General features: G+C 43.0%; 19 protein-coding genes and 1 pseudogene. 5 read left to right on the forward strand and 15 right to left on the reverse strand.

Going from position 1 to position 23209, the window contains the following annotated elements:
• The 5 genes and pseudogenes from AAEY88_RS11760 to AAEY88_RS11780 form a co-directional block, all read right to left on the reverse strand.
• Window positions 1–76, reverse strand: a pseudogene (locus tag AAEY88_RS11760) (elongation factor Tu); the annotation flags it as partial.
• 223 nt (window positions 77–299) lie between these two features.
• Complete coding sequence (fusA, locus tag AAEY88_RS11765; RefSeq protein WP_350562629.1) at window positions 300–2426, reverse strand: elongation factor G; 2127 nt, start codon at window positions 2424–2426, stop codon at window positions 300–302.
• Between the two features lie 360 nt (window positions 2427–2786).
• The gene (gene rpsG, locus AAEY88_RS11770) at window positions 2787–3260 is read right to left on the reverse strand and encodes a 30S ribosomal protein S7 (protein WP_350562631.1); all 474 of its coding nucleotides are present in this window, start codon (window positions 3258–3260) and stop codon (window positions 2787–2789) included.
• A gap of 208 nt (window positions 3261–3468) precedes the next feature.
• Window positions 3469–3843 carry a 30S ribosomal protein S12 gene (rpsL, locus tag AAEY88_RS11775; RefSeq protein WP_201557636.1) on the reverse strand — a complete coding sequence of 125 codons (375 nt, stop codon included), beginning with the start codon at window positions 3841–3843 and terminating at the stop codon, window positions 3469–3471.
• 423 nt (window positions 3844–4266) lie between these two features.
• Entirely contained in the window at window positions 4267–5430 is a 1164-nt protein-coding gene (locus tag AAEY88_RS11780; protein WP_350562633.1) for an EcsC family protein, read from the reverse strand.
• A gap of 626 nt (window positions 5431–6056) precedes the next feature.
• Here AAEY88_RS11780 and AAEY88_RS11785 point away from each other — a divergent pair.
• Both AAEY88_RS11785 and AAEY88_RS11790 read left to right on the forward strand, forming a co-directional pair.
• The gene (locus tag AAEY88_RS11785; RefSeq protein ID WP_350562635.1) at window positions 6057–7307 is read left to right on the forward strand and encodes a beta-ketoacyl synthase N-terminal-like domain-containing protein; all 1251 of its coding nucleotides are present in this window, start codon (window positions 6057–6059) and stop codon (window positions 7305–7307) included.
• 69 nt (window positions 7308–7376) lie between these two features.
• Window positions 7377–9077: an anthranilate synthase component I family protein gene (locus AAEY88_RS11790; RefSeq protein ID WP_350562637.1), complete on the forward strand. Its 1701-nt coding sequence runs from the start codon at window positions 7377–7379 to the stop codon at window positions 9075–9077.
• Window positions 9078–9095: 18 nt separating this feature from the next.
• Here the strand turns inward: AAEY88_RS11790 and hisC are convergent, their stop codons facing one another.
• From hisC to AAEY88_RS11830, 8 genes are all read right to left on the reverse strand, one after another.
• Entirely contained in the window at window positions 9096–10223 is a 1128-nt protein-coding gene (hisC, locus tag AAEY88_RS11795; protein WP_407074459.1) for a histidinol-phosphate transaminase, read from the reverse strand.
• Between the two features lie 80 nt (window positions 10224–10303).
• Window positions 10304–11599 (reverse strand): histidinol dehydrogenase, encoded by a 1296-nt coding sequence (gene hisD / locus AAEY88_RS11800; protein WP_350562639.1) that lies wholly within the window; start codon window positions 11597–11599, stop codon window positions 10304–10306.
• A 310-nt stretch (window positions 11600–11909) separates the two neighbouring features.
• On the reverse strand, window positions 11910–12620 hold the full coding sequence (gene hisG, locus AAEY88_RS11805) for an ATP phosphoribosyltransferase (protein WP_350562641.1): 711 nt from the start codon (window positions 12618–12620) through the stop codon (window positions 11910–11912).
• 112 nt (window positions 12621–12732) lie between these two features.
• Window positions 12733–14001: a UDP-N-acetylglucosamine 1-carboxyvinyltransferase gene (gene murA / locus AAEY88_RS11810; protein ID WP_350562643.1), complete on the reverse strand. Its 1269-nt coding sequence runs from the start codon at window positions 13999–14001 to the stop codon at window positions 12733–12735.
• A gap of 120 nt (window positions 14002–14121) precedes the next feature.
• Complete coding sequence (locus tag AAEY88_RS11815; RefSeq protein WP_350562645.1) at window positions 14122–14373, reverse strand: BolA/IbaG family iron-sulfur metabolism protein; 252 nt, start codon at window positions 14371–14373, stop codon at window positions 14122–14124.
• A 199-nt stretch (window positions 14374–14572) separates the two neighbouring features.
• Window positions 14573–15568 (reverse strand): alpha/beta hydrolase, encoded by a 996-nt coding sequence (locus AAEY88_RS11820; RefSeq protein WP_350562647.1) that lies wholly within the window; start codon window positions 15566–15568, stop codon window positions 14573–14575.
• Window positions 15569–15928: 360 nt separating this feature from the next.
• On the reverse strand, window positions 15929–16762 hold the full coding sequence (locus AAEY88_RS11825) for a BON domain-containing protein (protein ID WP_350562649.1): 834 nt from the start codon (window positions 16760–16762) through the stop codon (window positions 15929–15931).
• A gap of 189 nt (window positions 16763–16951) precedes the next feature.
• Window positions 16952–17446 (reverse strand): YraN family protein, encoded by a 495-nt coding sequence (locus AAEY88_RS11830; protein ID WP_350562651.1) that lies wholly within the window; start codon window positions 17444–17446, stop codon window positions 16952–16954.
• Between the two features lie 230 nt (window positions 17447–17676).
• Here AAEY88_RS11830 and rsmI point away from each other — a divergent pair, with 230 nt between their 5' ends.
• Together rsmI and AAEY88_RS11840 are read left to right on the forward strand one after the other, a co-directional pair.
• Window positions 17677–18615: a 16S rRNA (cytidine(1402)-2'-O)-methyltransferase gene (gene rsmI / locus AAEY88_RS11835; RefSeq protein ID WP_350562653.1), complete on the forward strand. Its 939-nt coding sequence runs from the start codon at window positions 17677–17679 to the stop codon at window positions 18613–18615.
• A 239-nt stretch (window positions 18616–18854) separates the two neighbouring features.
• Window positions 18855–19874, forward strand: coding sequence for an adenosine kinase (locus AAEY88_RS11840; RefSeq protein ID WP_350562655.1), 1020 nt, complete (start codon window positions 18855–18857; stop codon window positions 19872–19874).
• Between the two features lie 264 nt (window positions 19875–20138).
• Here AAEY88_RS11840 and AAEY88_RS11845 read toward each other — a convergent pair whose 3' ends face one another.
• Together AAEY88_RS11845 and nfuA are read right to left on the reverse strand one after the other, a co-directional pair.
• Window positions 20139–21473, reverse strand: coding sequence for an aminotransferase class V-fold PLP-dependent enzyme (locus AAEY88_RS11845; protein ID WP_350562657.1), 1335 nt, complete (start codon window positions 21471–21473; stop codon window positions 20139–20141).
• 215 nt (window positions 21474–21688) lie between these two features.
• A complete protein-coding gene (nfuA, locus tag AAEY88_RS11850; RefSeq protein WP_350562659.1) occupies window positions 21689–22363 on the reverse strand; it encodes a Fe-S biogenesis protein NfuA in 675 nt (224 codons plus the stop codon).
• Window positions 22364–22819: 456 nt separating this feature from the next.
• On the opposite strand from nfuA, the gene AAEY88_RS11855 reads away from it, so the two are divergent.
• Entirely contained in the window at window positions 22820–23167 is a 348-nt protein-coding gene (locus AAEY88_RS11855) for a carboxymuconolactone decarboxylase family protein (protein ID WP_350562661.1), read from the forward strand.
• The last annotated feature ends 42 nt before the right edge of the window (window positions 23168–23209 follow it).

Here is a 23209-nt window from a genome sequence, read left to right on the forward strand (position 1 = left end):
TTTTACCATGGTCAACGTGTCCAATAGTACCGACGTTGACGTGTGGCTTTTTGCGTTCAAACTTGGCCTTTGCCATGAGTGTTTCCTCTTTATTTGGGGTTCAGCGCTTAATGGCTGTTAATACAGTAATTAAGGCAATGCTGACCACATTGGGATAATTGTTAAGGGGTTGCACATACAATGTGCAGATATTATAAGAAAATCACCACCAATAACAAGTCTTTTCACAAGTTATTGGCGTATTCTCAAATGACAATACAAAGATAAGCTCTATATTGCCATGATTAATTAAATTTTAATTACTCGTCGCCATCTTTAGAGTTGAACTTAGAGATGATCTCAGCGGCAACTGATTTTGGAATTTCAGCGTACTTTTGGAATTCCATTGAGTAGGTAGCACGGCCTTGTGACATTGAGCGCATTTGTGTGGCATAACCAAACATTTCTGCTAATGGCACTTCAGCGCGGATTTGCTTAGTACCGCCTGGTAAGTCTTCCATACCTTGTACGATACCACGACGGCGGTTTAAATCACCCATGATATCGCCCATGTAGTCTTCAGGGGTTTCTACTTCAACTTTCATCACCGGCTCAAGTAATGAAGGATTGGCTGCTAAGAAGCCTTTTCTGAAAGCAATAGAACCAGCCATCTTAAATGACAACTCATCCGAGTCAACGTCATGATAAGAACCGTCATACAAGGTCGCTTTTACGCCAACGATTGGATAACCAGCAAGTACGCCGTTTTTCATGCGCTCTTGAATACCTTTATCAACCGCTGAGTGGAATTCTTTTGGTACAGAACCGCCAACAACTTCTTCTTTAAACTCATATAAAGTCTCGCCCGCTGGATCAAGAGGCTCAAGACGTAACCAAACGTGACCAAATTTACCACGACCACCCGTTTGACGTACGAACTTGCCTTCTTGTTCGATAGTGTCACGAATAGTTTCGCGATAAGCAACTTGCGGCGCACCAATGTTGGCTTCAACACCAAATTCACGCTTCATACGGTCAACAAGAATTTCTAAATGCAGCTCGCCCATACCACTGATGATAGTTTGGCCAGATTCTTCATCAGTATGTACACGGAACGAAGGATCTTCTTTTGCCAAACGGCCTAGAGCAATTGACATTCTTTCTTGGTCAGCTTTGGTCTTAGGTTCAACCGCTAGACTGATAACTGGATCTGGGAATTCCATACGCTCAAGAGTAATCACATTACTTTCGTCGCATAGTGTGTCCCCAGTAGTCACATCTTTCATGCCGACTAAAGCAGCGATGTCACCGGTACGAATTTCTGCAAGCTCTTCTTGAGTGTTCGCCATCATCTGTACAATACGGCCAACACGCTCACGCTTCATTTTAACGGGGTTATAAACGCTACCGCCTTGCTTGATAACGCCTGAATAAACCCGTACGAAGGTCAAGTTACCCACGAACTTATCATTCATAATTTTGAATGCAAGCGCTGCAAAAGGAGCATCATCTGAGGCTTCGCGAGTGCCTTCAGTTTCGTTTTTGTCGTTAAGAATACCTTTAATAGCAGGTACATCTATTGGAGCGGGTAGATAACGAATAACCGCGTCTAGCATTTTTTGTACGCCTTTGTTTTTAAAGGCAGTACCACAAAGCAACGGAATGATTTCGTTATCAATAGTACGTTGACGAATGGCAGCATGAATTTGATCGTCAGACAATACACCATTGTCTAAGTATAAATTCATGAGTTCTTCTGATGCTTCAGCAGCAGCTTCTACGAGATATTCGCGATACTCTTCAGCTTTTTCTTGAAGTTCTGCTGGGATTTCACGCTCTTCGTATTCCATGCCTTGAGATGCTTCGTCCCAATAAATGGCTTTCATAGTGACTAAGTCGATAACGCCTTCAAAGTCATCTTCTTTACCAATTGGAATAACGACTGGTACTGGATTACCACCTAAACGAGTCTTGATTTGCTCAATAACACGGTAAAAATCAGAACCAACGCGGTCCATTTTATTTACGAAGGCCAAACGTGGTACTTTATATTTATTTGCCTGACGCCATACGGTCTCAGACTGTGGCTGCACGCCGCCCACTGCACAGTAAACCATGCACGCACCATCAAGTACCCGCATAGAACGCTCAACTTCAATGGTAAAGTCAACGTGACCTGGGGTGTCAATGATGTTGATACGATGTTCATCAAACTGCTTTGCCATACCTGACCAAAAACAAGTCGTTGCGGCTGAAGTAATGGTGATACCGCGCTCTTGTTCTTGCTCCATCCAATCCATGGTAGCTGCACCATCATGTACTTCGCCAATTTTGTGACTGACACCGGTATAGAACAAAACACGCTCAGTAGTGGTCGTCTTACCAGCATCGATGTGCGCGGAGATACCAATATTGCGATAGCGCTTTAGGGGAGTTATACGAGCCATAGTTTTTTCCTAAGGAAAGTCGTGTATATATAAATGTATTGTATGTCTCTACCTTATAACGTATACCAAAGCAGTCGGCTTTAGCGTCTTACTGATCAATGAACCTAATACGGTTACAAAAGAGCAGATACTAAGAATATAGAGGCATCAGTTTTGGGACAATATAATGATAGATGTCCGCCATATAAGCTATCTGACTACCAAAGCGGTCTAATAGCACTATCAATGATGGCGGCAATCAATAGAATAAATAAAAAATATAGCGACTGACTGATTAATCAGTCAGTCGCTTTTGGCAGTTCGGTTTGATTAAGAGTTTAATAGCTGTTAATCAAAAACTGCTTCAATCTCTAAGCTGGCTTAGAAGCGATAATGTGAGAATGCTTTGTTAGCATCTGCCATGCGGTGAACTTCGTCACGCTTTTTCATAGCATTACCTTTGCCTTCTGATGCATCACCCAATTCGCCTGCAAGACGCAGAGCCATTGACTTCTCAGAACGCTTAGCAGCAGCTTCAGCCAACCAACGCATAGCCAATGCAGTACGACGGGAGGGGCGTACTTCCATTGGCACTTGGTAGGTTGCACCACCAACACGGCGAGCTTTTACTTCTACCATTGGGCGTACATTTTCGAGAACGTCTTCGAAAAAAGAGACGGGATCTTCGATGTTACGCTTTTGGCTTACTGTTTCAAGAGCACCGTAAACGATACGCTCAGCAGTAGATTTTTTACCATCACTCATTACGTGATTAATAAATTTAGCGATGGTTTGGCTACCAAACTTAGGATCCGGTAGGATCTCACGGGTAGCAACGACGCGACGTCTTGGCATAATAAATTTCCTTGTCTTCAGGAGTGTCTGACATTCACAAGCTCGTACCCGCCAATAATTTTGGGGCGTAGCAGCGAGTTGTCAGTCAGCCTTACTGCATGGTGGTATGTGATGCGATAAGTGTACTCTATCAAAATAGGGTACTTATATCACCTACACCAATCCCATGCACAGTTAATGGGTGGTACGAATAAACACTAAGTCAATCTTAAACTTTAGGTTTCTTCGCGCCATATTTAGAGCGACCTTGCTTACGGTCTTTTACGCCAGCGCAATCAAGTGCACCGCGAACGGTGTGATAACGTACACCCGGTAGATCTTTTACACGACCACCGCGGATTAGAACAACACTGTGCTCTTGTAAGTTATGACCTTCGCCGCCGATGTAGCTTGATACTTCATAGCCTGAAGTCAAACGTACACGACATACTTTACGCATGGCCGAGTTAGGTTTTTTAGGCGTGGTGGTATATACACGAGTACATACACCGCGACGCTGTGGGCACGCTTGCAACGCAGGAACTTTTGACTTTTCCTTGATGGTTTTGCGACCTTTGCGAATCAATTGGTTAGTTGTTGCCATGAGGCATCCTTCTCCCGTTTGGTATAAAACAAAAAAATGGGCTAATCCACCATCGATACCACGTCAGACGCAGATTTTTGGGGTACCCATTTTTAGGACAATGTATTATAAAGATATGTTGCTGCTATTTCAACCACTTATAGGTAGTTTTACTTTACAATATTCAGTGGATATGCATCGAGTATACGCTACTATTTGCTTATCTTATAGCTGAGTATCTCTAATTGCTATAATCAGCTTGAGACACGCTATCATAAATTTAGTGAATTCAGAATTTTTCAGGTATTTATGAGTGCTAAATGGCGATACTTTATTATTTTTCAAGGCATATTTTATAATATACTTTGTATACCCCCTTCTAAGGCAGTATCGCCTACTGTAATTGTTAGCCAACCATCATAATGAGCCAGCTAACAGTAAATATTAGCTGTTTTTTACGTCTACTTTTTGCTTACCGTTTGTGTTCTTTTGCTTAGTATCTTTATTTTGCTTCGTCTGTTCAGCCTCAGGTTTTTTTGGTTTTTTCTCTGGCTGCTTATCGTCTTTATTCTCAGAAGATTTGTCCGCCTTACTTTTTGCCTCATTTTTCGTCTTATCTTGAGTGGTACTCATGTCTTTATTGACTTCAGCTTCATTATGGCTGTCATCAGTAATGGCACGAGTAGCAAGCTTGGGTTCCGGTGCAAAAGTCGCTTGTGCAACACCAATGACCTCATCAATTAGATGACTATTGTAGCGCATTCCGATGATAACGGCCGTTGCTGGTAAGAGTCGGCGGACCCATGATAGGTTAATGTGATCCAAATCAATACCCACTTGACCGGCAATTTTATCAACTTGTTCTGCATAAAAATTAACATTTTTATTTTTTAGACCTAAGTTTTTCAGCTCACTATGCAGACCATTGCCTTGCGCATTATCAAGTAAGCCTTTACCAACCCCAATACCAGCTAATAGTGCTTGTTTTTCTTGCATTTTGCTCAGGTCAGCATTGGCTAATAGCTCATAAGCCATTTTTATGCCTTGTTTGCCGGTTAATGGTTTGTCATATACCGCAGCCAGCTGATAAACCGCCCGTAAAGAAACCAGTAACAACCATAAGGTGTCAGCAAGCAAACCTGGCAGACCTGCTAAGCCAGTAATCCCGCCTAGAGTTGCAAGCGCTCGGTTTTGATTGGCAATATCAGTCGCTAGGGCATAGCGCTGCTCATCGTCTAAAGTAGCAAGATCAGCAAAACGATGCTCGTTTGGTAAGTCTATTTGACTCCAACTAGCAGCCAACTTAGCGATTTGAGCAAAAGCGCCATCAACAGCCGATTGGAACAAACTGTTAGGGACTACTTTTTTAGCGTACTTACCATAAGTGGCAAAACGTGTTCCCAGTAACTGCTGAGTCGCTTTCAGGGTTTGCTCACGAAATAGATCCTGCTGATAATCTTCATCACCCAAATCTACCGCTTTATAGCGACGCGGTTTACTAGTTTTGGCATTAACGCTATCAATCAATGAGCCTATACGCTCAAGGTTATTGCGAGTAAAATGACCAACAGTGCTAACGCCTTGTGAGAGAGTACTACGCTTTGCCATAATAAAGTCCTTAAAATGATTTTTGTTATCGTTAGATTTACTTCGTTAAAATTATTTTCTATAACTATTATATAATTAATAATAGCAGACAACACTTCAGTACGTATGACTCAATATATATGCCTTAAAAACAATAATAGCCTTAAGGATAGACACACATACATTAATATTTGTATTGTTATACTAGCCAACTTAAAGTGTGTATGTCAGTGCTAACAATGTTATTGGCCACGCAAAGTTTGTATCTAAAAGTATAACTTGTTTATAACAATGTGCGCTATAAGCATGCCTACTTTTTTACTTGTATGTGTGCTCATCCCTGTACTTTTACGATCCTAACGGACGGTTAGGTGTTCATCATTCTTCACTAAAAAATTGATATTATTTTGTCACTATTTTACAGTTAGGCAAAGATTTTGTACCGTTGATGCGCTATTATACCGTGAATCAGGGTATGATTAAGAATTAGCTCAACAATTGCTAATGTTATGATTAAAGTGGTCATAGAAAGCACTAATTAAAATAGTTCTCTTAGAAACTTAGTTAGAAACGCAATCATTTTAATAAAATTTTTAAAAAAACGTTCAGAAGCAAGAACCAAACACTGTCATTATAAGGAATATAGTATGCGCCGAGTTGTCATTACTGGAGCAGGGATTGTCTCTTGTATCGGACATGATTTAGATACCGTTACAGCCTCCCTTAAACAAGGGAAGTCTGGTCTGACATTTAACGAATCTTATGCTGAGCATGGATTTAAATCACAAGTTAGCGGCAGCATTGATAAATCAGTGCTTGATACTAGTGGTATTGACCGTAAGCTAAAACGCTTTTTTAGCGATGCGAGCCTCTATATTTACGTGAGTGCATTGGCTGCCATTGAGCAATCTGGAATGTCACTTGAAACCATTAATAATAACCCACGTGTGGGTGTGGTAGCCGGTTCAGGTGGCGCATCAACTGAAGGGGTCATCATCGCAGTCGATGCGATGCGTGAAAAAGGGCTGCGCGGGGTCGGCGCAATGGCAATACCAAAAACCATGAGCAGCTCAGTATCAGCAGCGCTGGCGACTGGTCTTAAAATTCAGGGCGTCTCCTACTCCCTCTCCTCTGCCTGTGCGACCTCAACTCATTGTATCGGTCATGCGGCTGAGCTTATTCAGTTGGGTAAAGCAGACGTCGTATTAGCTGGTGGCAGTGAAGCTGAGCATTGGACGCAGTCTTGTATGTTTGACGCTATGGGCGCCATGAGTACTCATTATAATGACACCCCTAAGCAGTCGTCACGAGCTTATGATAAAGATCGCGATGGTTTTGTCATTGCCGCTGGTGGTGCAATAGTGGTCGTTGAGAGCTTAGAACACGCTCAAGCACGCGGCGCAAATATCTTAGCTGAGATCGTCGGCTATGGTGCCAGCTCTGATGGTGCTGAAATGGTCGCGCCCAGTGGTGAAGGCGCTGTACGCTGTATGCAGCAGGCCTTGGATCAGGCGGGGTTACAGCATGTCGATTACATTAATAGCCATGGTACCAGCACGTCACTAGGTGATATTACCGAGCTTAAAGCGATTGCTGAAGTATTTGCATCCGGTACTGATGCTGGAACTAAACACAGTATCCCGCCTATCAGCTCAACCAAATCGATGACGGGTCATAGCTTGGGAGCAGTCGGTGCTCAAGAGCTGATTTATTGTTTATTGATGATGAAAGAAGGTTTTATTGCCCCGAGTATTAATATTGAACACCTAGACACCGCTGCCGAAGGTTTTGATATTGTTACCGAGACCCGTCCAGCCAAACTTGAAACCTTAATGAGTAATAGCTTTGGCTTTGGTGGTACGAACGCCACGTTAATTATCAAAAAATTTGACGCTTAATCTGTGGTATCGTCAAAACATCCACACCATAAGATTGAACAGACTACGTCTAGCTCTCAAACGCCAGCCATGAAACAAATGAGCTGGCGTTTTGGTGACTTGTCTGCTTCAGAACTGATACCGCTATTTCAGCGATATTTAACGGCTCAAGATAATAAAGTGCAATGGCAGTTAGTGTGGCTGAATAATGATGGCAAGCCAGTCATTGGTTTATTGCCAAAAGTTAGCTGGTCGGTTTATTTTGACCATACTGATGCCGATTCTAGTCACCACGCATCTGATCCTACCTTTACTCCTTCTAACACAACTAGTGATCAAGCACTTCTCTATAAGATAATTAAAACTTGCCGTGATGACAATGATTCTGTCACAGCAGCATATATGAGTTATGCAGACTGGCAAGATGAGTTAACTACTTACAGCCAAACTTTTGTGTCTAGCGACAGCGCCCCAACTTCTACAAACGAAAAAGATGAAAAGCTCAGCTACCATCACGGTCTCATGGGTTTTATCGGTTATGATATGGCTGCCCACGACCTAAGTCCAATGGCAAATATTCAGCAGCTATCACAGCCTTGTGCGATATTAGGTCATTATGATATTTATCTAACACCGTCATCTAGCAGTATTAATAGTAGAACATATTGGACACTAAATGTTCAGCCGTCTCATACGGACAGTGAAAATGAGACTGCAAGCTCGACATTAGCGGCGCTTATATCCTATTTAGACGCTTTAGATAATGAGCTAGCCAATACAAACACGACTAATAGTAAAAAATGCTGGTTAGAACCATTAATATTAACTGCCAAGTGGCAAAAAACAGATTACCAACAGGCCTTTGAGCAAACCCAATGCTATTTGCAGCAAGGGGACTGTTATCAGATCAATCTCACTCAAGCGTGGCAAGGGTATCTTGTTGACTCAAATAACTTGCGTAACAACGCCAAAACAGTAACGACGCTTGTGGACTATTTGCCTGCCCTATACCGTAACACCCAAGCCCCGTTTGCTGGTTATCTTAGTGTGGGCACTTTAAAAAATAATGGTTTAAAGAACAATCATTTAGAAAAAACCAGCTTGGAAGGTAAAAACTTAGACTGTATAGGTTTTGAGCTATTAAGCTGCTCACCTGAGCTATTTTTTACCTTTATCAAAAATGATAAGACCGGCTCGCACCATATCCGTACCAAACCAATTAAAGGTACAAGGCCACGCGGCATAAATACTAAGCAAGACTTGACCTTAAAACAACAACTGACTGACAGTAATAAAGATCGCGCTGAAAACGTCATGATTGTAGACTTACTGCGTAATGACTTAGGTAAATATGCCAGAACCGGTAGCGTAAAAGTACCGCATTTATTCACTATTGAAAGCTTTAGTAATGTCCATCACATGGTTAGCACCATCACTGCTGAGCTGAAAGAAGACACTCATCCGTTAGCGGTACTGTTTGGCAGTTTACCGGCAGGATCGATTACCGGGACACCCAAAAAACGCGCGGTTGAAATTATATCTGAATTAGAAGATGCTCCACGTGGTGCCTATTGCGGCACCATGGGTTATATGAACTTTGATGGGAGTGGTCAATGGAATGTACTAATACGCACGCTGCAAGCCAAGCACTCATTGAATGGTGATAAACAAGTGAACTTGTGGGCAGGTGGCGGTATCACTATCGCCTCCGACTGTGACGACGAATATCAAGAATGTCTCGACAAGGTCGGCAATCTACTTCAGGTGCTCAAGCAGATAAATAGTGAATAAGGACTATATTTGCTTACCTCAATTACTAAGCTCTTGCAAGGCATCAATCAGCCGTTTATGCTGCGCTGCCGTACCAATAGTAATACGTAAGTACTCTTGAGTACGCGGTTGGTCAAAATGGCGCACAATAATACCTTGCTCACGTAAAGCACTAGCAACCATACTCGCATTACCATCTTTGGGACGCGCAAATATAAAGTTGGCATGAGATGGTAGTACTTGGTAGCCAAGGGTGGTCAGCTGGGCGGTCAACGACTCCCTTAAATCAATAACCTGTTGGCAAGTTTGCTCAAAATAGGGCTTGTCTAAGACACTAGCGGTCGCCCCTGCTTGCGCTAACTTATCTAACGGATAGCTGTTAAAGCTATTTTTCATGCGAGTCAAGGCTTCAATCAACGATACATTACCAAAGGCCATTCCTACGCGCAATCCAGCAAGTGAGCGTGATTTCGAGAAGGTTTGGGTCACCAGCAAGTTATCAAACTCATCGATTAAACTGATTGCTGATACTGCCTGATCTGTACTTGAATCATCTGTATTTACAAAATCAATATAAGCTTCATCAATCACAATCACCGCATCAGGATGCTCAGTTGCCAGCTTACGAATATCAGCAAGCGACAGTAATAGTCCGGTTGGGGCGTTTGGATTAGCGATAATGATACCGCCACAAGGCTGACTATAAGCATCAGCATCGACACTAAAGTCATCTGCAAGTGCAATCTGTACCAATTCCACGTCAAAGGTCTGTGCATAGACTGGATAGAAGCTATAGCTAATATCTGGTGCTAATATCGGCTGCTCTTTCATAAAGAAACTAGCGAAAACCAATGCCAATACTTCATCTGAGCCGTTACCGACAAAAACTTGCTTGCTATCAAGGCCGTTTAATTGCGCTAAGGCAGCACGCAAATCATCAGATTCAGGGGCTGGATAGAGACGCAACTCATCAGCTTGCTCAGCTAAAACCGCATTAATCGCCTCACCTACTTTTGGTGATGGTGGGAATGGGCTTTCATTGGTATTTAATTTACATAAGTTATCGTGCTGAGGCTGCTCACCGGGAACATAAGGTGACAAGTTACGCGCTTTGTTTGACCATAGTCTAGTGTCTATTATTCTAGTATCTGACATTAACTCACTCATAAATTATCCTACTATTAAAAAATATATAATTATAAAACAGATCCAAAAAAATCCTGATAAAGTTATGCTAATTAATACGACTACTGATAACGATAGCGAGCTGAGCGCGCATGCGCTTCTAAATCCTCACGCTGAGCGAGAATATCAGCGGTCTCAGCTAAGGGCTTGCTGCCACTTTCACTACAATAAATAAGCGATGATTTCTTTTGAAAATCATAGACGCCAAGTGGCGAAGAAAACCGCGCGGTACCTGAAGTTGGCAGCACATGGTTGGGGCCTGCACAGTAATCACCAATCGCCTCTGGCGTATGACGCCCCATAAATATCGCACCCGCATGACGAATATCATCAAGTAGTGCATCGGGATCATCAACCGACAGCTCCAAATGTTCAGGTGCGACCCGATTAATAACGCTCATACCCTCAGCGCGATCTTTAACCAAGATAAGCGCGCCACGGTTTTTTAAAGAGTCACGGGCAATATCAGCTTTTGGTAATTCCTCTAATGCTTTTTCGATCTCCGCTGCTACTGCTGCTAATTGCTCTGCACTAGTGGTCACAAAGATGGCTTGAGCGATACGGTCATGCTCCGCTTGTGATAGCAAATCCATCGCTAGCCAATCGGCACGATCATCGGCTTCGCCTTCAGCGTAGACTAAAACCTCAGATGGCCCAGCTATCATATCGATACCTACTTGGCCAAATACGGCACGTTTGGCTGCTGCGACATATTTATTACCCGGACCAGTAATTTTATCAACTGCTGGAATAGTCTCTGTGCCATAAGCCAATGCGGCTACTGCTTGAGCGCCACCAATGGTAAAAACCCGATCAACTTTTGCTAAGTGTGCTGCTGCTAAGACTAGCGGATTAAGTATGCCTTTTGGAGCGGGTACCACCATAATGATTTCTTTAACGCCTGCAACTTTAGCAGGAATGGCATTCATCAATACTGAAGAGGGGTAAGACGCTAAGCCGCCCGGCACATAAATCCCAACCCGGTCAAGCGGCGTGACTTTTTGACCCAGGCGATTGCCAAGCTCATCTTCATATTGCCAAGTCTCTTGTACTTGACGCTCATGAAAAGCTTGTACCCGTGAGGCGGCAGTGGTTAGTGCTGTTTTTACGGTATCGTCAAGAGTAGCAAATGCTTCAGCAAGCGATTCTTGAGTTAATTCCAGCTCAGCCATCGAGGTTGCTGGATGCTGATCAAACTGCTGGGTTAACGCCAATACCACGCTATCGCCGTCATCACGTACCTGCGCAATAATATCATCAACCGTCTTTAACAAAGTCGCATCATTTACCGTTTCAAAAGCAAGCAGCGTGCTTAACTGCTGCTCAAAATCAGCATCTTGAGTACTTAACTGGCGCATAACCTATTCCTATGTTTAAGCTAAAAAAGGTTGGTCTATCCATATTGCTAATAATAATTAGTCTATAAATTTTTGCAGGCTTGACTACCAACACCGTCGATTTTTGACTGTTAAGTAAATTTTAATATCACTGATTGTACCAACTTATTTAACCATGCTTTATTGCTATTATAATAAGCTTTTATTTTCTAGCAAGTAGACACAACAAAACCAGTTTAGCATGCTATATCTATCTTGTAGCGCTAAACTGGTTTAATAATTTCTATGACAACTCTTTATATCACTGATGAATATGAAGGTTGTATCTGAGCTAAGAGACCGCAGCGATACTGTTTTTAAAGCTTTCAAGAATGGGTTCAAGTAACGCAAATTTACGCTTATAACTGACTTGATTCACGATTAGGCGTGAGGAGACATCACAAATATGATCGAGGGGCTCAAGGCCATTAGCACGTAATGTATTACCGGTATCAACCACATCAACGATTAAATCACCTAAGCCAACCAAAGGAGCAAGTTCCATCGAACCATAAAGTTTAATAACATCCACTTGCTGGCCTTGACTGGCAAAGTAAGCACGCGCCACATTGACATATTTAGTCGCGATACGTAGGCGACGATTGGGTAATGTTGCGCCTTTTACGCCAGCAGTCATCAGCTTACACTGGGCAATTTGCAAATCTAATAATTCATAAACATGATTGGCACCATGCTCAAGCAGTACATCTTTACCAGCTACCCCGAAATCTGCAGCACCATGTTCGACATAAGTCGGCACGTCGCTGGCGCGTAGAATCAGTACACGCACATGCGGGTTGGTAGTCGGAAAAATCAGTTTACGCGAGGCGGCAGGATCCTCTAATAGCTCAACACCAGCGGCCTGCAATAATGGCATGGTTTCTTCTAAGATACGCCCTTTAGATAAGGCCAATGTTAAACCATTAAATTCATTATCCACTTCGTTTAATAAGTCGTTATTTTGCAAGCGTTCAGTTGGCTCAGTCTCAGTTATTTCAGTCATAAGGGCCTGGTATCCGTGTACAGTTCATATCCCTTTATAGACAATAGGGATTATTAATTTTATAGTGCTAAGTTTCATAATATAGATAAGTCTAAGCGCTGAGTACTGACAGCTAGTCGTTAGTATTGATACGCTCAATATTAACCCCTAAAGCACGCAACTTATTTTCCACATCTTCATAGCCACGATCAATATGATAAATACGATCTATCAAGCTCTCACCTTCAGCGGCAGCAGCGGCCATCACTAATGACATTGAGGCACGCAAATCAGTTGCCATCACCGGGGCAGCGGTAAAGCATTCAACCCCTTTAACCACCGCAGTATGCCCATCTACTTGAATAGAGGCGCCCAAACGATTGAGCTCAGGAACATGCATATAGCGGTTTTCAAAGATGTTTTCGATAAAAGTACTGGTGCCATCAGCGAGACAAGCAATAGCCATTACTTGCGCTTGCATGTCGGTAGGAAACCCAGGATGCGGTTGGGTACGAATATCGACCGGTTTTGGACGTCCTTTCATCACGGCGCGAATCCAATCATCACCCGTAGTAATCGTGGCACCCATCGCTTCAAACTTTTCTAGCACTGGATACAGTAGCGCAGCAGAAGTATTTTTGGTCAGTACATCACCGCGAGTCATCAATGCCCCTGCTAAATAGGATCCTGTCTCGATACGATCTGGCACTACTGAATACTCACAACCGTGCAGACGCTCAACGCCTTCAATAGTCATGGTCGCGGTGCCAATACCACTAATTTTAGCGCCCATTGCGACCAGCATATTGGCCAAATCAACCACTTCTGGCTCAAGCGCACAGTTACCTAAAACAGTTGTTCCTTTGGCTAATGCCGCTGCCATGATAACGTTTTCAGTACCTCCGACCGTAATCATATCAAAGGAAAAATGACAACCCAGCAGCTTGCCACCTTTAGGCGCCTGGGCTTTGACGTAGCCGTTTTCTACGGTAATTTCAGCACCCATCGCCTCAAAGGCTTTAAGATGCTGATCAACGGGACGCGAGCCAATCGCGCAGCCGCCTGGTAATGAAACTTCTGCCTCACCAAAACGTGCCAGCAAAGGCCCAAGTACTAGAATGGATGCCCGCATGGTTTTAACTAAGTCGTAAGGCGCATAAAAATTATCGATATTTTTGGTATCACAAGTAACCGTATCGCCTTGCTTTTGGATATCGATGCCCATGCCTGCAATCAGCTTAATCAAGGTTCGTACATCTTGTAATGAAGGCACGTTATGCAAAGTCGTTGGGGTCTCAGCTAATATCATAGCCGCAAGTAAAGGCAAGGCGGCATTTTTGGCACCCGAGATGTTGACTTCCCCTGCGATACGACTGCTACCGGTGATTAGAAACTGATCCATAGACGTGACAACCTAACTGTTAATGTGGAAATATAAGTGTGGAAAACAAGGATAGTGAGCTAAAAAATGAAGCGCTCCACTGTCTGCAAAATAACTATATAGACTTTGGAACAATAGCATTTAACCCTGTGATTGAACGTCCCATTCAGCAGGTGTTAACGCTTGGATATTTAGCGCATGAATATCGCCGCTAGCAATCTTATCATTAACCAGCGCATAGATAGCTTGCTGGCGTTGTACGGAACGTCTGCCCTCAAAGCTGGCATCGACCACTCGCACATCAAATTTATTACCTTGATTGGCGGCTTGGATAATGGCGTCTGGAAAGTGCTGCTGTAAAAATGCGATCAAATCGTCAGCGTTCATGCTCATAGAATGTCCTGTTTTTCGTTTAAATGGCGTTACTTTTTAGAATAGCAGTATGCAAAATAGAACTATTATAACAAGAGTTTGACTATCTTACAGTACTGTCTATGGAAAAGCGTCCATAGCCTCATCAGGTAAAAAGCTTTCGGCTGTAGAGGACTACAGCTATAAGACCATAATTATAAAACTATTATTATATCGGTTATCACTTAAGCTCTTTATCTAAATAATTTAATACTTGCGCACGGACATCATTAACCCAGCGCAGAGGCGATGCCATCGCGCCTATACTAGTCGCATGACTGGCGCCTTTAATTTCACCATTTTCAACGGTTGCACCATACGCTCTTAAGGCTTTTGTCATCTTAATAGTATTTTGTTCATAGACAGTTTTATCGTTTTCAGCGGTCAACAGTAGATAAGGCGGCTGAGTCCCTTTTATATGCCGATCTGGCATGACTTCATCAGGGGTTGCATCTGCTGCAAAGGCCGTAGCGCTACTAAATTGACGAAAATCATAGCTATAAGGTCCAGCAATACCGACTACAGCTCTGATATTCTTTGGACTGACACCATAGGGCGCTAGAAAGTCTGCGTTTGATACTGCAGCCATCATATTAAAAGCACCAGCAGAGTGACCGACTACTGCAAAACGTTGGGGATCGGCATGGAAACTTGCGGCATTATCATAGCTCCATGCAATCGCCTTAGCGGTGTCTTCAACATAGTCCGGATAGACGTGTTCGGGGGCTTTACGATAGTTAATAACTGCTGTGACATAGCCTGCTTGCGCGAAGCTTTGCCCGATAAAGGCATAATCTTCCTTGCTACCACTCTCCCATGAGCCACCATGGACGAACACTATCATCGGATAGCTTTCGTTTATTGTACGCTGATCCTGCATCGCTTGAGCCAATGGCTTAGGGTAATACATGTCCAAATCTTGTAATGGCCGATCACCATATAAGATATTTTTACTGACCCCAACACCGCCACTTGAGGTAATACTATTGACCACATCAAGGGCTGATAAAGCTTGCGCTTGCTGGGCTGCGAAGGCTATACCTCCTATTGCTACTACAGCAGTCACCCCTACACTTGCCAGTTTAAACGGTTTATGAATTATTTTTTTTGCTATAGGCTCATGCGGGTTTGTATCAGGGAGTTCACTATATTGTGGGGCTTTATTTGAATCCTTCATAGCCAGTATTCCTTTGTCGTATAGTCAACAGTCGCCGATAGGCTAGCTGCTTTACAGATTATTTTATTATCATATTTACTGTCATTTTTTAGCAATTATCATCTTACTGGTTTTATTAGGGTTTGCCGTGTTTTTAATGTTATGACTGTTTAGGATTCTTGTGAGCACCATACTTTTAAAACGATAGAAAAATAAAGCGTCTGCCAGTAAGTACCTGGTAACGAATAATTTGTCGATACTAGCAGCATACGCTTATAAGTAATTACTCATAAAACGAATAATCACTCATAAAGCTCTATTTACAAAGGCAGATAAATTCAGAGGCAGATGAATTTATAATCATTTATTTATAATAGTTGTTTAAGGAGTTTGATAACGATCAATATAAGGGCTTGAAGGCGCTTGCTCTACTGAGTCAGTATCTTCTGACAATTCTACCGATGCGGTGTTGCCCTCTGCCCCTGTTGCCACAGAGTTTCTAACGCTGGGCTGGGAGATAATGGCAGTGGGTTGCCTGGTAGTATCTGCTAAATTACTTTCAAACATAATATCTTCATCACTAATAGGAGCACCTGTATCATCAAATAAAGTGGTTAATAATACCAGCTCAGTAATACCTACCGTACTGTTAGCAACATCGATCAGGTGGCTTTGCTGAGTCGGCGTCATCCGTCCCATCACATAAACCACACCATCATTAGTCACTGCTCTAATCTGTGACGCTTTGACGTTATCGTTAGCCGCAACCTTCGCCATCAACTTTGAGTTGATATAAGTGTCATGTACGGTTGAGCTATAGCCTTTAGCAACACTCACATTAAGCTCATTATAGACACGGCGTATGTCTGGCATGGAGCTAACGACCTGCTCAATTTGCGCTTTGAGCGCCTCAGTGGGCACTTCACCAGCAAGCAGTACTTCACTGTTAAAGCTATCAATACTCATACGGCTGTTTTGTTGCAAATTTTCTTGTAGCCCATAAACATTAATTTTTACCGTATGTTCAATACTACGATCAAGCAAACGTTGCGGGATGGTACGTTCAGTCACCGGTACCCCATAAGTGCCATCAGTACTATTGGTGAGATAATTAGTCGCGCAGCCGGTGCTGGCGATAGCAGTTATTACTATAGCGCCAATTACGGCACGACGGGGCAAGCTAGAAGTAGCGATGAGCGAATGCATCATAGTCATTATTTACCTCATAAAGCATTGTTTAGAGTGTTGTTTAAAACATCATCTATAATATGATTATTGCGATTATTTTGGGTACTTTACTTAATTTTTATCATCAATATTTAGGTATTTGGTAACGGCAGTTTGTTGTATGACATTGTTTATAAGCTAACACCGTCAGCTAGCTTGGTTTTACTGTAAGTGTAACTACCACGCCTTTGCGATAAAGGCACCTACTAACCATTCTGGTCGATAAGGTGGTTTTGTATCGTCAGCGGTTTCAACGCTATCCATACTAGCAGTAGACCTAGCAATATTATAAGCAATCACATCGAACCGACAGTCATAGTTGGCATACTCAGGATAGTGCTGTAAAAAATATTTGGTAGTCTTGATAATTTTGCGCTGCTTAGCTTTAGTAACACTAAGTGCTGCATCACCAAAGCTTGAACGCCGCCGCTGACGTACTTCAATAAATACAACAGTCGACCATGCCTGCCCCGTCTCTAGCATGACTAAATCCAGCTCGCCAACTTTAGGCTGTTGCCAGTTTTGGGCAATAAGTATCAAACCTTGGTTCTGCAAAAACATCAAAGCTTGCTTCTCAAAATAACTGCCTTGGCGCTGCTTAGGTGAGGTCAATATCAGCGGGCGATGACGGTTACTTTGATCAGAGCTGTTATTAGCACCATGCTTCGCCATAGCCCACGATTCCCTATTTTAATCTAACGACAATTATGTTTTATTAATAAACCTTAATTGTCATCAAAAATGACAGACGGCATATCAGGCAATTCAGTTTTATCATAGCACATCATGCTAAACTAACCACTTTTGGGCGTTTGCCGCATCTCAATAACTGCTTTTATAAGCGGCATTTTATCGGTAATGGTTCAGTCATACTTATTCTCTTTAACATTCCCGAGGTTTTCATGTCTACCCCTACTTTGATGCCGGCTTGCCTATATATCGTTGCCACTCCAATTGGTAATTTAAGCGACATGACACCGCACGCAATTGATACTTTAAAGCAGGTCGCTATTATCGCTTGTGAAGACACACGCACCTCCGGTAGACTATTGGCGCATTTTGGGATTGATACCAAAGGTAGCAAGAATAATAATGACGACGAGACGGTTGGCAAAGATGACAGCATAACCCCTGATAATAAAAAAGGTCATAACAAACTGTGGGCGTATCACGAACATAACAGTGCGATTCAAACGCCCAAAATTATTGAGATGATTCAGGAAGGGCATTCGGTCGCCTTGATTAGTGATGCCGGAACGCCATTGGTCAGTGATCCCGGTTACCAATTGGTACAAGCAGCGCATGCAGCAGGCGTTGCAGTATCCCCTATTGTTGGGGCTTCGGCCGCTATTGCTGCGCTATCAGTGGCGGGGTTGCCCTCCGACCGTTTTAGCTTTATTGGTTTTTTAAACGCCAAGACTCATGGTCGACAAAAACAACTTACGGCGCTAAAGACGCGCCCTGAAACCTTGATTTTTTATGAAGCCCCGCATCGTATTGTTGCGAGCCTTAAGGATATGGCAGAAGTATTTGGTACCAATCGCGGCGTGACCTTTTGCCGGGAGTTGACTAAGACTTTTGAGACAGTTCATAAATCGACCCTTGGCGCCTTAATTGAGTTTGTGCAAGCTGATGACAATCAGCAGCGCGGTGAGATGGTGGTGGTAGTGGCTGGTGATAACGCCGTACAAGACGACGATGATATTAGTATCCATGATGCGCTATTACAGCGCTTATTAATCGATTTATCAGTTAAAAAAGCAGCGGCCTTAGCTGCTGATATTACGGGTGTGAAAAAGAATGCGTTATATCAGCGCTTACTTGAGCTACAGGCTGAGTAGCAAACAGATATCAGTTGTAAGCTAAAATTAGCACACAGCTTTTATAGCAATTTGGAAAAGACAAACGAGCGGCTTTTAGAGCTGGTAAACAAAGGAATTAAAGATTTCTTTAATAAATAGCCTCTTTACTAAGTCGCATTCATAATACTTTTAGATAAGATTGAATACATCTGCTATTAGTAGTAACTATTACAGAGAAGTATTTATCTTTTCCAAAATTAAGTTAGGGGAAATAAGTAATGTACGACGTGATGGCAATAGGTAATGCGTTGGTTGACCATGAATATGTGTTGAGCGATGCCGCGTTAGAAGAAACTGAGCTCACCAAAGGCAATATGACGCTGGCAGGTATTGAAGAGCAGCAACAGCTGTTAGCCTATTTTCAACTCGCAGAAATTGAGCCATCAAAACAAGCCGGTGGTGGCTCAGCAGCCAATGCAATGTTTACCTTTGCCAGCTTAGGTGGTAAGCCGTTTTATGCCTGCCGCGTCGGTGATGACAAACAAGGTCAGTTTTATCTACAGGACTTACACCAAGCCGGCGTTGCGACCTCAGAACAATCAATCCATGCTGGCGGTGTCACTGGCTCATGCGTAGTGGCGGTGACCGATGATGGCGAGCGCACCATGCAAACTTATCTTGGCACCTCAAGCGATATTACCGCAGCTAATGTTGATTTTGAGGCCTTAACGCAAGCGGATTGGCTATATCTAGAAGGTTATTTGGCGATGTCTGAGAGTATCCAGCCAGCGATGATTAAGCTGCGCCAACAAGCGGGTATTCATAATGCTAAAATCGCGGTGAGCTTTGCCGATCCAGCGGTGGTGAAGTTTGCTAAAGAAGGCCTACTTAATATGCTCGGCAACAAAGTTGCAGTGATATTTTGTAATAGTGAAGAAGCTCGGTTATTTACAGATAAAAAACAGCTCAAAGCAGCAGCACGAGCCCTGCTTGAGTACTGTCAAATTGCGGTTGTCACTAATGGTCCAAAGGGTGCTGTTATCGCGCATAAACCTGATAATGGGACAGAAGTCAAAATTCATGACGTTGCCACACCAAAAGTTGCCGATGTCATTGATACCAATGGTGCTGGAGATAACTATGCGGGGGCGTTCTTATATGCCTTATCGCAGCAATATACGCTGCCAGAGTGTGGTCGACTTGCCAGCGAAGTGTCCGCTCAAGTGATTCAACAGTTCGGTCCACGTTTAGCATCGCAAGACTATCAAGATATCGCTCATCGGGTACTGTCTGTTTAAGACGCCAGCGTTGTAGATGATATTACATAAGACTATGTATAATGGATGCGATTTACTAAAGATAAATGAGTGGCTTTGAGAATGTGCGAACAACGCAGTCGAGCGTTCTATATTAGATTGTCATAACCGCATATATCTTAATCTTGTATTAAATTAATAAAATTTTTTAATTCCTGACAAAACAACAAAAAGCCCATATCAGGACGATATGGGCTTTTTCATTTTACGAGCTGCTCTACATTTAATTAAGCAGTAAATTACAAATTAAGCAGAAGCTAATGCTTGTGCTAAGTCCGCTTTAATATCTTCGATATGCTCAATACCAATCGACAGTCGCACCATATCTGTACTTACGCCTGCCTTTTCCAATTCTTCTTCACTCAGCTGGCGATGGGTAGTGGTCGCTGGATGACAAGCTAATGATTTGGCATCGCCAATATTCACTAATCGCGTAATCAGCTGCAAGGCATCAATAAAGCGCGCGCCTGCTTCGAGTCCGCCTTTTACGCCAAAGGTTAAAATCGAAGATGGCGTACCTTTCATATAGCGCTGGGCAAGCTCATGATCAGGATGATCTGGCAGACCGGCATACTTAACCCAAGCCACTTTGTCATGGTCGCGCAGATATTCAGCAACGGCTTGGGCGTTTTGTACATGACGCTCCATGCGTAAGCTCAACGTTTCCATCCCTTGCATAATACTAAAGGCATTTAACGGACTTAACGCCGCCCCAGTATTACGCAGTGGGGCCACACGAGCGCGCGCGATAAAGGCCGCAGCACCGACGTCTTTAACGAAGTTCACCCCATGATAGCTAGCATCGGGCGTATTCAGCAGCGGAAAACGTTCAGGATAGTCGCCCCATGCAAATTTGCCACTATCGACAATAGCACCACCAATTGAGGTGCCTGTTCCGCTCATATATTTGGTTAATGAATGCACGACGATATCGGCCCCAAACTCAAACGGACGGCAGAGTGCTGGCGTAGCCACTGTATTATCGATCACTACTGGCACACCATATTCATGAGCGATATCACTTAGCGCTTGAATATCAACGATGTTACCGAGTGGGTTACCGATACTTTCTGCAAAAACCATCTTAGTTTTATCATCGATTAAATCGCGGATGGACTCTGGATTAGTATGGTCAAAGAAGCGTACTTCGATACCTTGGCGCGGTAAGGCATGAGCAAATAAATTATAAGTACCGCCATATAACGTTGAGGTGGTTACAATATTGTCCCCCATTTCACAAATGGTTTGTATCGCATAAGTGATCGCTGCCATTCCTGACGCTACTGCCAAGCCGCCGATGCCACCTTCAAGTGCTGCGACGCGTTCCTCAAGTACCGCATTAGTCGGATTCATAATACGGGTATAAATATTGCCTGCCACCTTCAAATCAAACAAATCTGCCCCATGCTGGGTATCATCAAACGCGTACGAGCTAGTGTGATAAATAGGTACTGCCACTGCTTTGGTAGTGGGCTCAACGCTATAGCCGGCGTGAATAGCAAGAGTTTCTAAATGCGGTGTCCGCTCTGCCGCGTTATTTGCATGTTCATTTGAGCTGTTATTGGGTTGTCCGTTACTCATAACCTATTCCTTAGCATCAATTAAAAGACGTTAATTAAAAAACAATCACCTAAACCATACTACCACTTAAACCGTGGCAATAAAAAAAGCTGAGTGCATCATAACTCAGCTTTTTTATAAAAATAATAGCAAATTTCTGGTTTCTTAACTAATAACCGTGATAATTGGTGTTTTAATCAATAGCGGTAGTAAGCAGTCATAACCTGTCGTAATTTTTATTTATAATAGGCATTTTCAGTGCTGGTATGGTCAGTCTCATCGATAACTTGGGTCAGCTCAGGTATTTGCTGTTTAAGCTGTACTTCCACACCCTGACGCAAAGTCATATCGACTGCAGAGCAGCCTTGGCAACCGCCGCCAAACTTCAATACGGCTGTGAGGCCTATACCGTCTTCTTCAATCAGCTCAAGCAAGTCAACCATACCACCGTGGGCAGCCAAACCAGGATTAATCTCTGATTGCAATATATAGATAATGCGCTCTTCGACACTGGCATCAGCACCGACTTTGGGCACTTTAGAATTGGGGGCACGGAAGGTTAATTGGCCTCCAAAGCGATCCTTATTATAATCAATAACCGCATCTTCTAAATAGGGGACAGAAGCTGCTTCAATAAAAGCAGAGAAATCGTCATAGCTGAACTGCAAATCAGCGCTATCTTCTTCGCCCGGTTGGTTATAGGCCATGCAACATTCAGCACGCGGCGTACCCGGATGTTCGACAAAGATACGCACGCCAATACCATCAGTATCTTGCTTAGAGAGCAAATCTGCCAGGTAACCTTGGGCTGCTTCGGTGATAGTGATATTGCTTTTGGTTTCAGTTTGCTCAGTATCTAACGCTGATTCATAGTCCGTAGGTGCGGTATCTGTTGGGGTCTGTTCACTCATAATCATTCCTCATTCATTTGTAGGCGTTATGACATCAACGCCATATCTATCAGGGCTGCTGTGTCGTGAGTTCGGGGATATAGGGATATTAACAGTCATCATAGCGTGGCTTTTTGCGGGTCTAACCGTGATAACTATTAAATTATAACTTCCATTATAGCGCACTCAAACGATAATTCCGACTACGCTACTGTGATTTAACTGTGACCAGTGCTCATGGCTGTTATTGGTTTTTCTGATGACAGCAATAGAGGGTTGACTTATATCTTAAGGCAGACGTTACTATTATCAAGTGTCAACTTTATCTGATGGTTTTTAACTATTTTTAATGGGTTAATCCCAAGAAAATCCTGCTATTGAAACAAACATTTATTCAAAGCAGCTTGCTTTAATATACTATTTTACATATTATAATTAATTATATTGATAACCAACGACTACTTTAAGGAGTAACCCATGAGTAAGTCATTTACCGCTATCACCAACCATGTTTCTAGCAACATGGCCAAACTACGTAAAAATATACCTGAGACCTCTAAAGCCTTTGGCCAACTTGCGGCTTCTGCCAGCACCGATGGCGTCTTAGATAAAAAAACCAAAGAGCTAATTGCTCTAGCATTGGCCGTAGGATCACGCTGTGATGCTTGTATTGGCTTTCATACCAAAGCCTTAGTACAACTTGGTGCTACAGAACAAGAAGTTTCTGAGACACTCGGCGTCTGCGTGGCTATGGGCGGCGGGCCGTCAATGATGTATGCGACTGAAGCAATCGCGGCATTTAATGAGTTTAGCCAACAAAGCTAATTTTGGTTACTGATTGACCTGATTATGAGCATAATAAACTGC

The sequence above is a fragment of the Psychrobacter sp. CAL346-MNA-CIBAN-0220 genome (genome assembly GCF_040309805.1).
In the GTDB taxonomy this organism is placed as follows: Bacteria; Pseudomonadota; Gammaproteobacteria; order Pseudomonadales; family Moraxellaceae; genus Psychrobacter.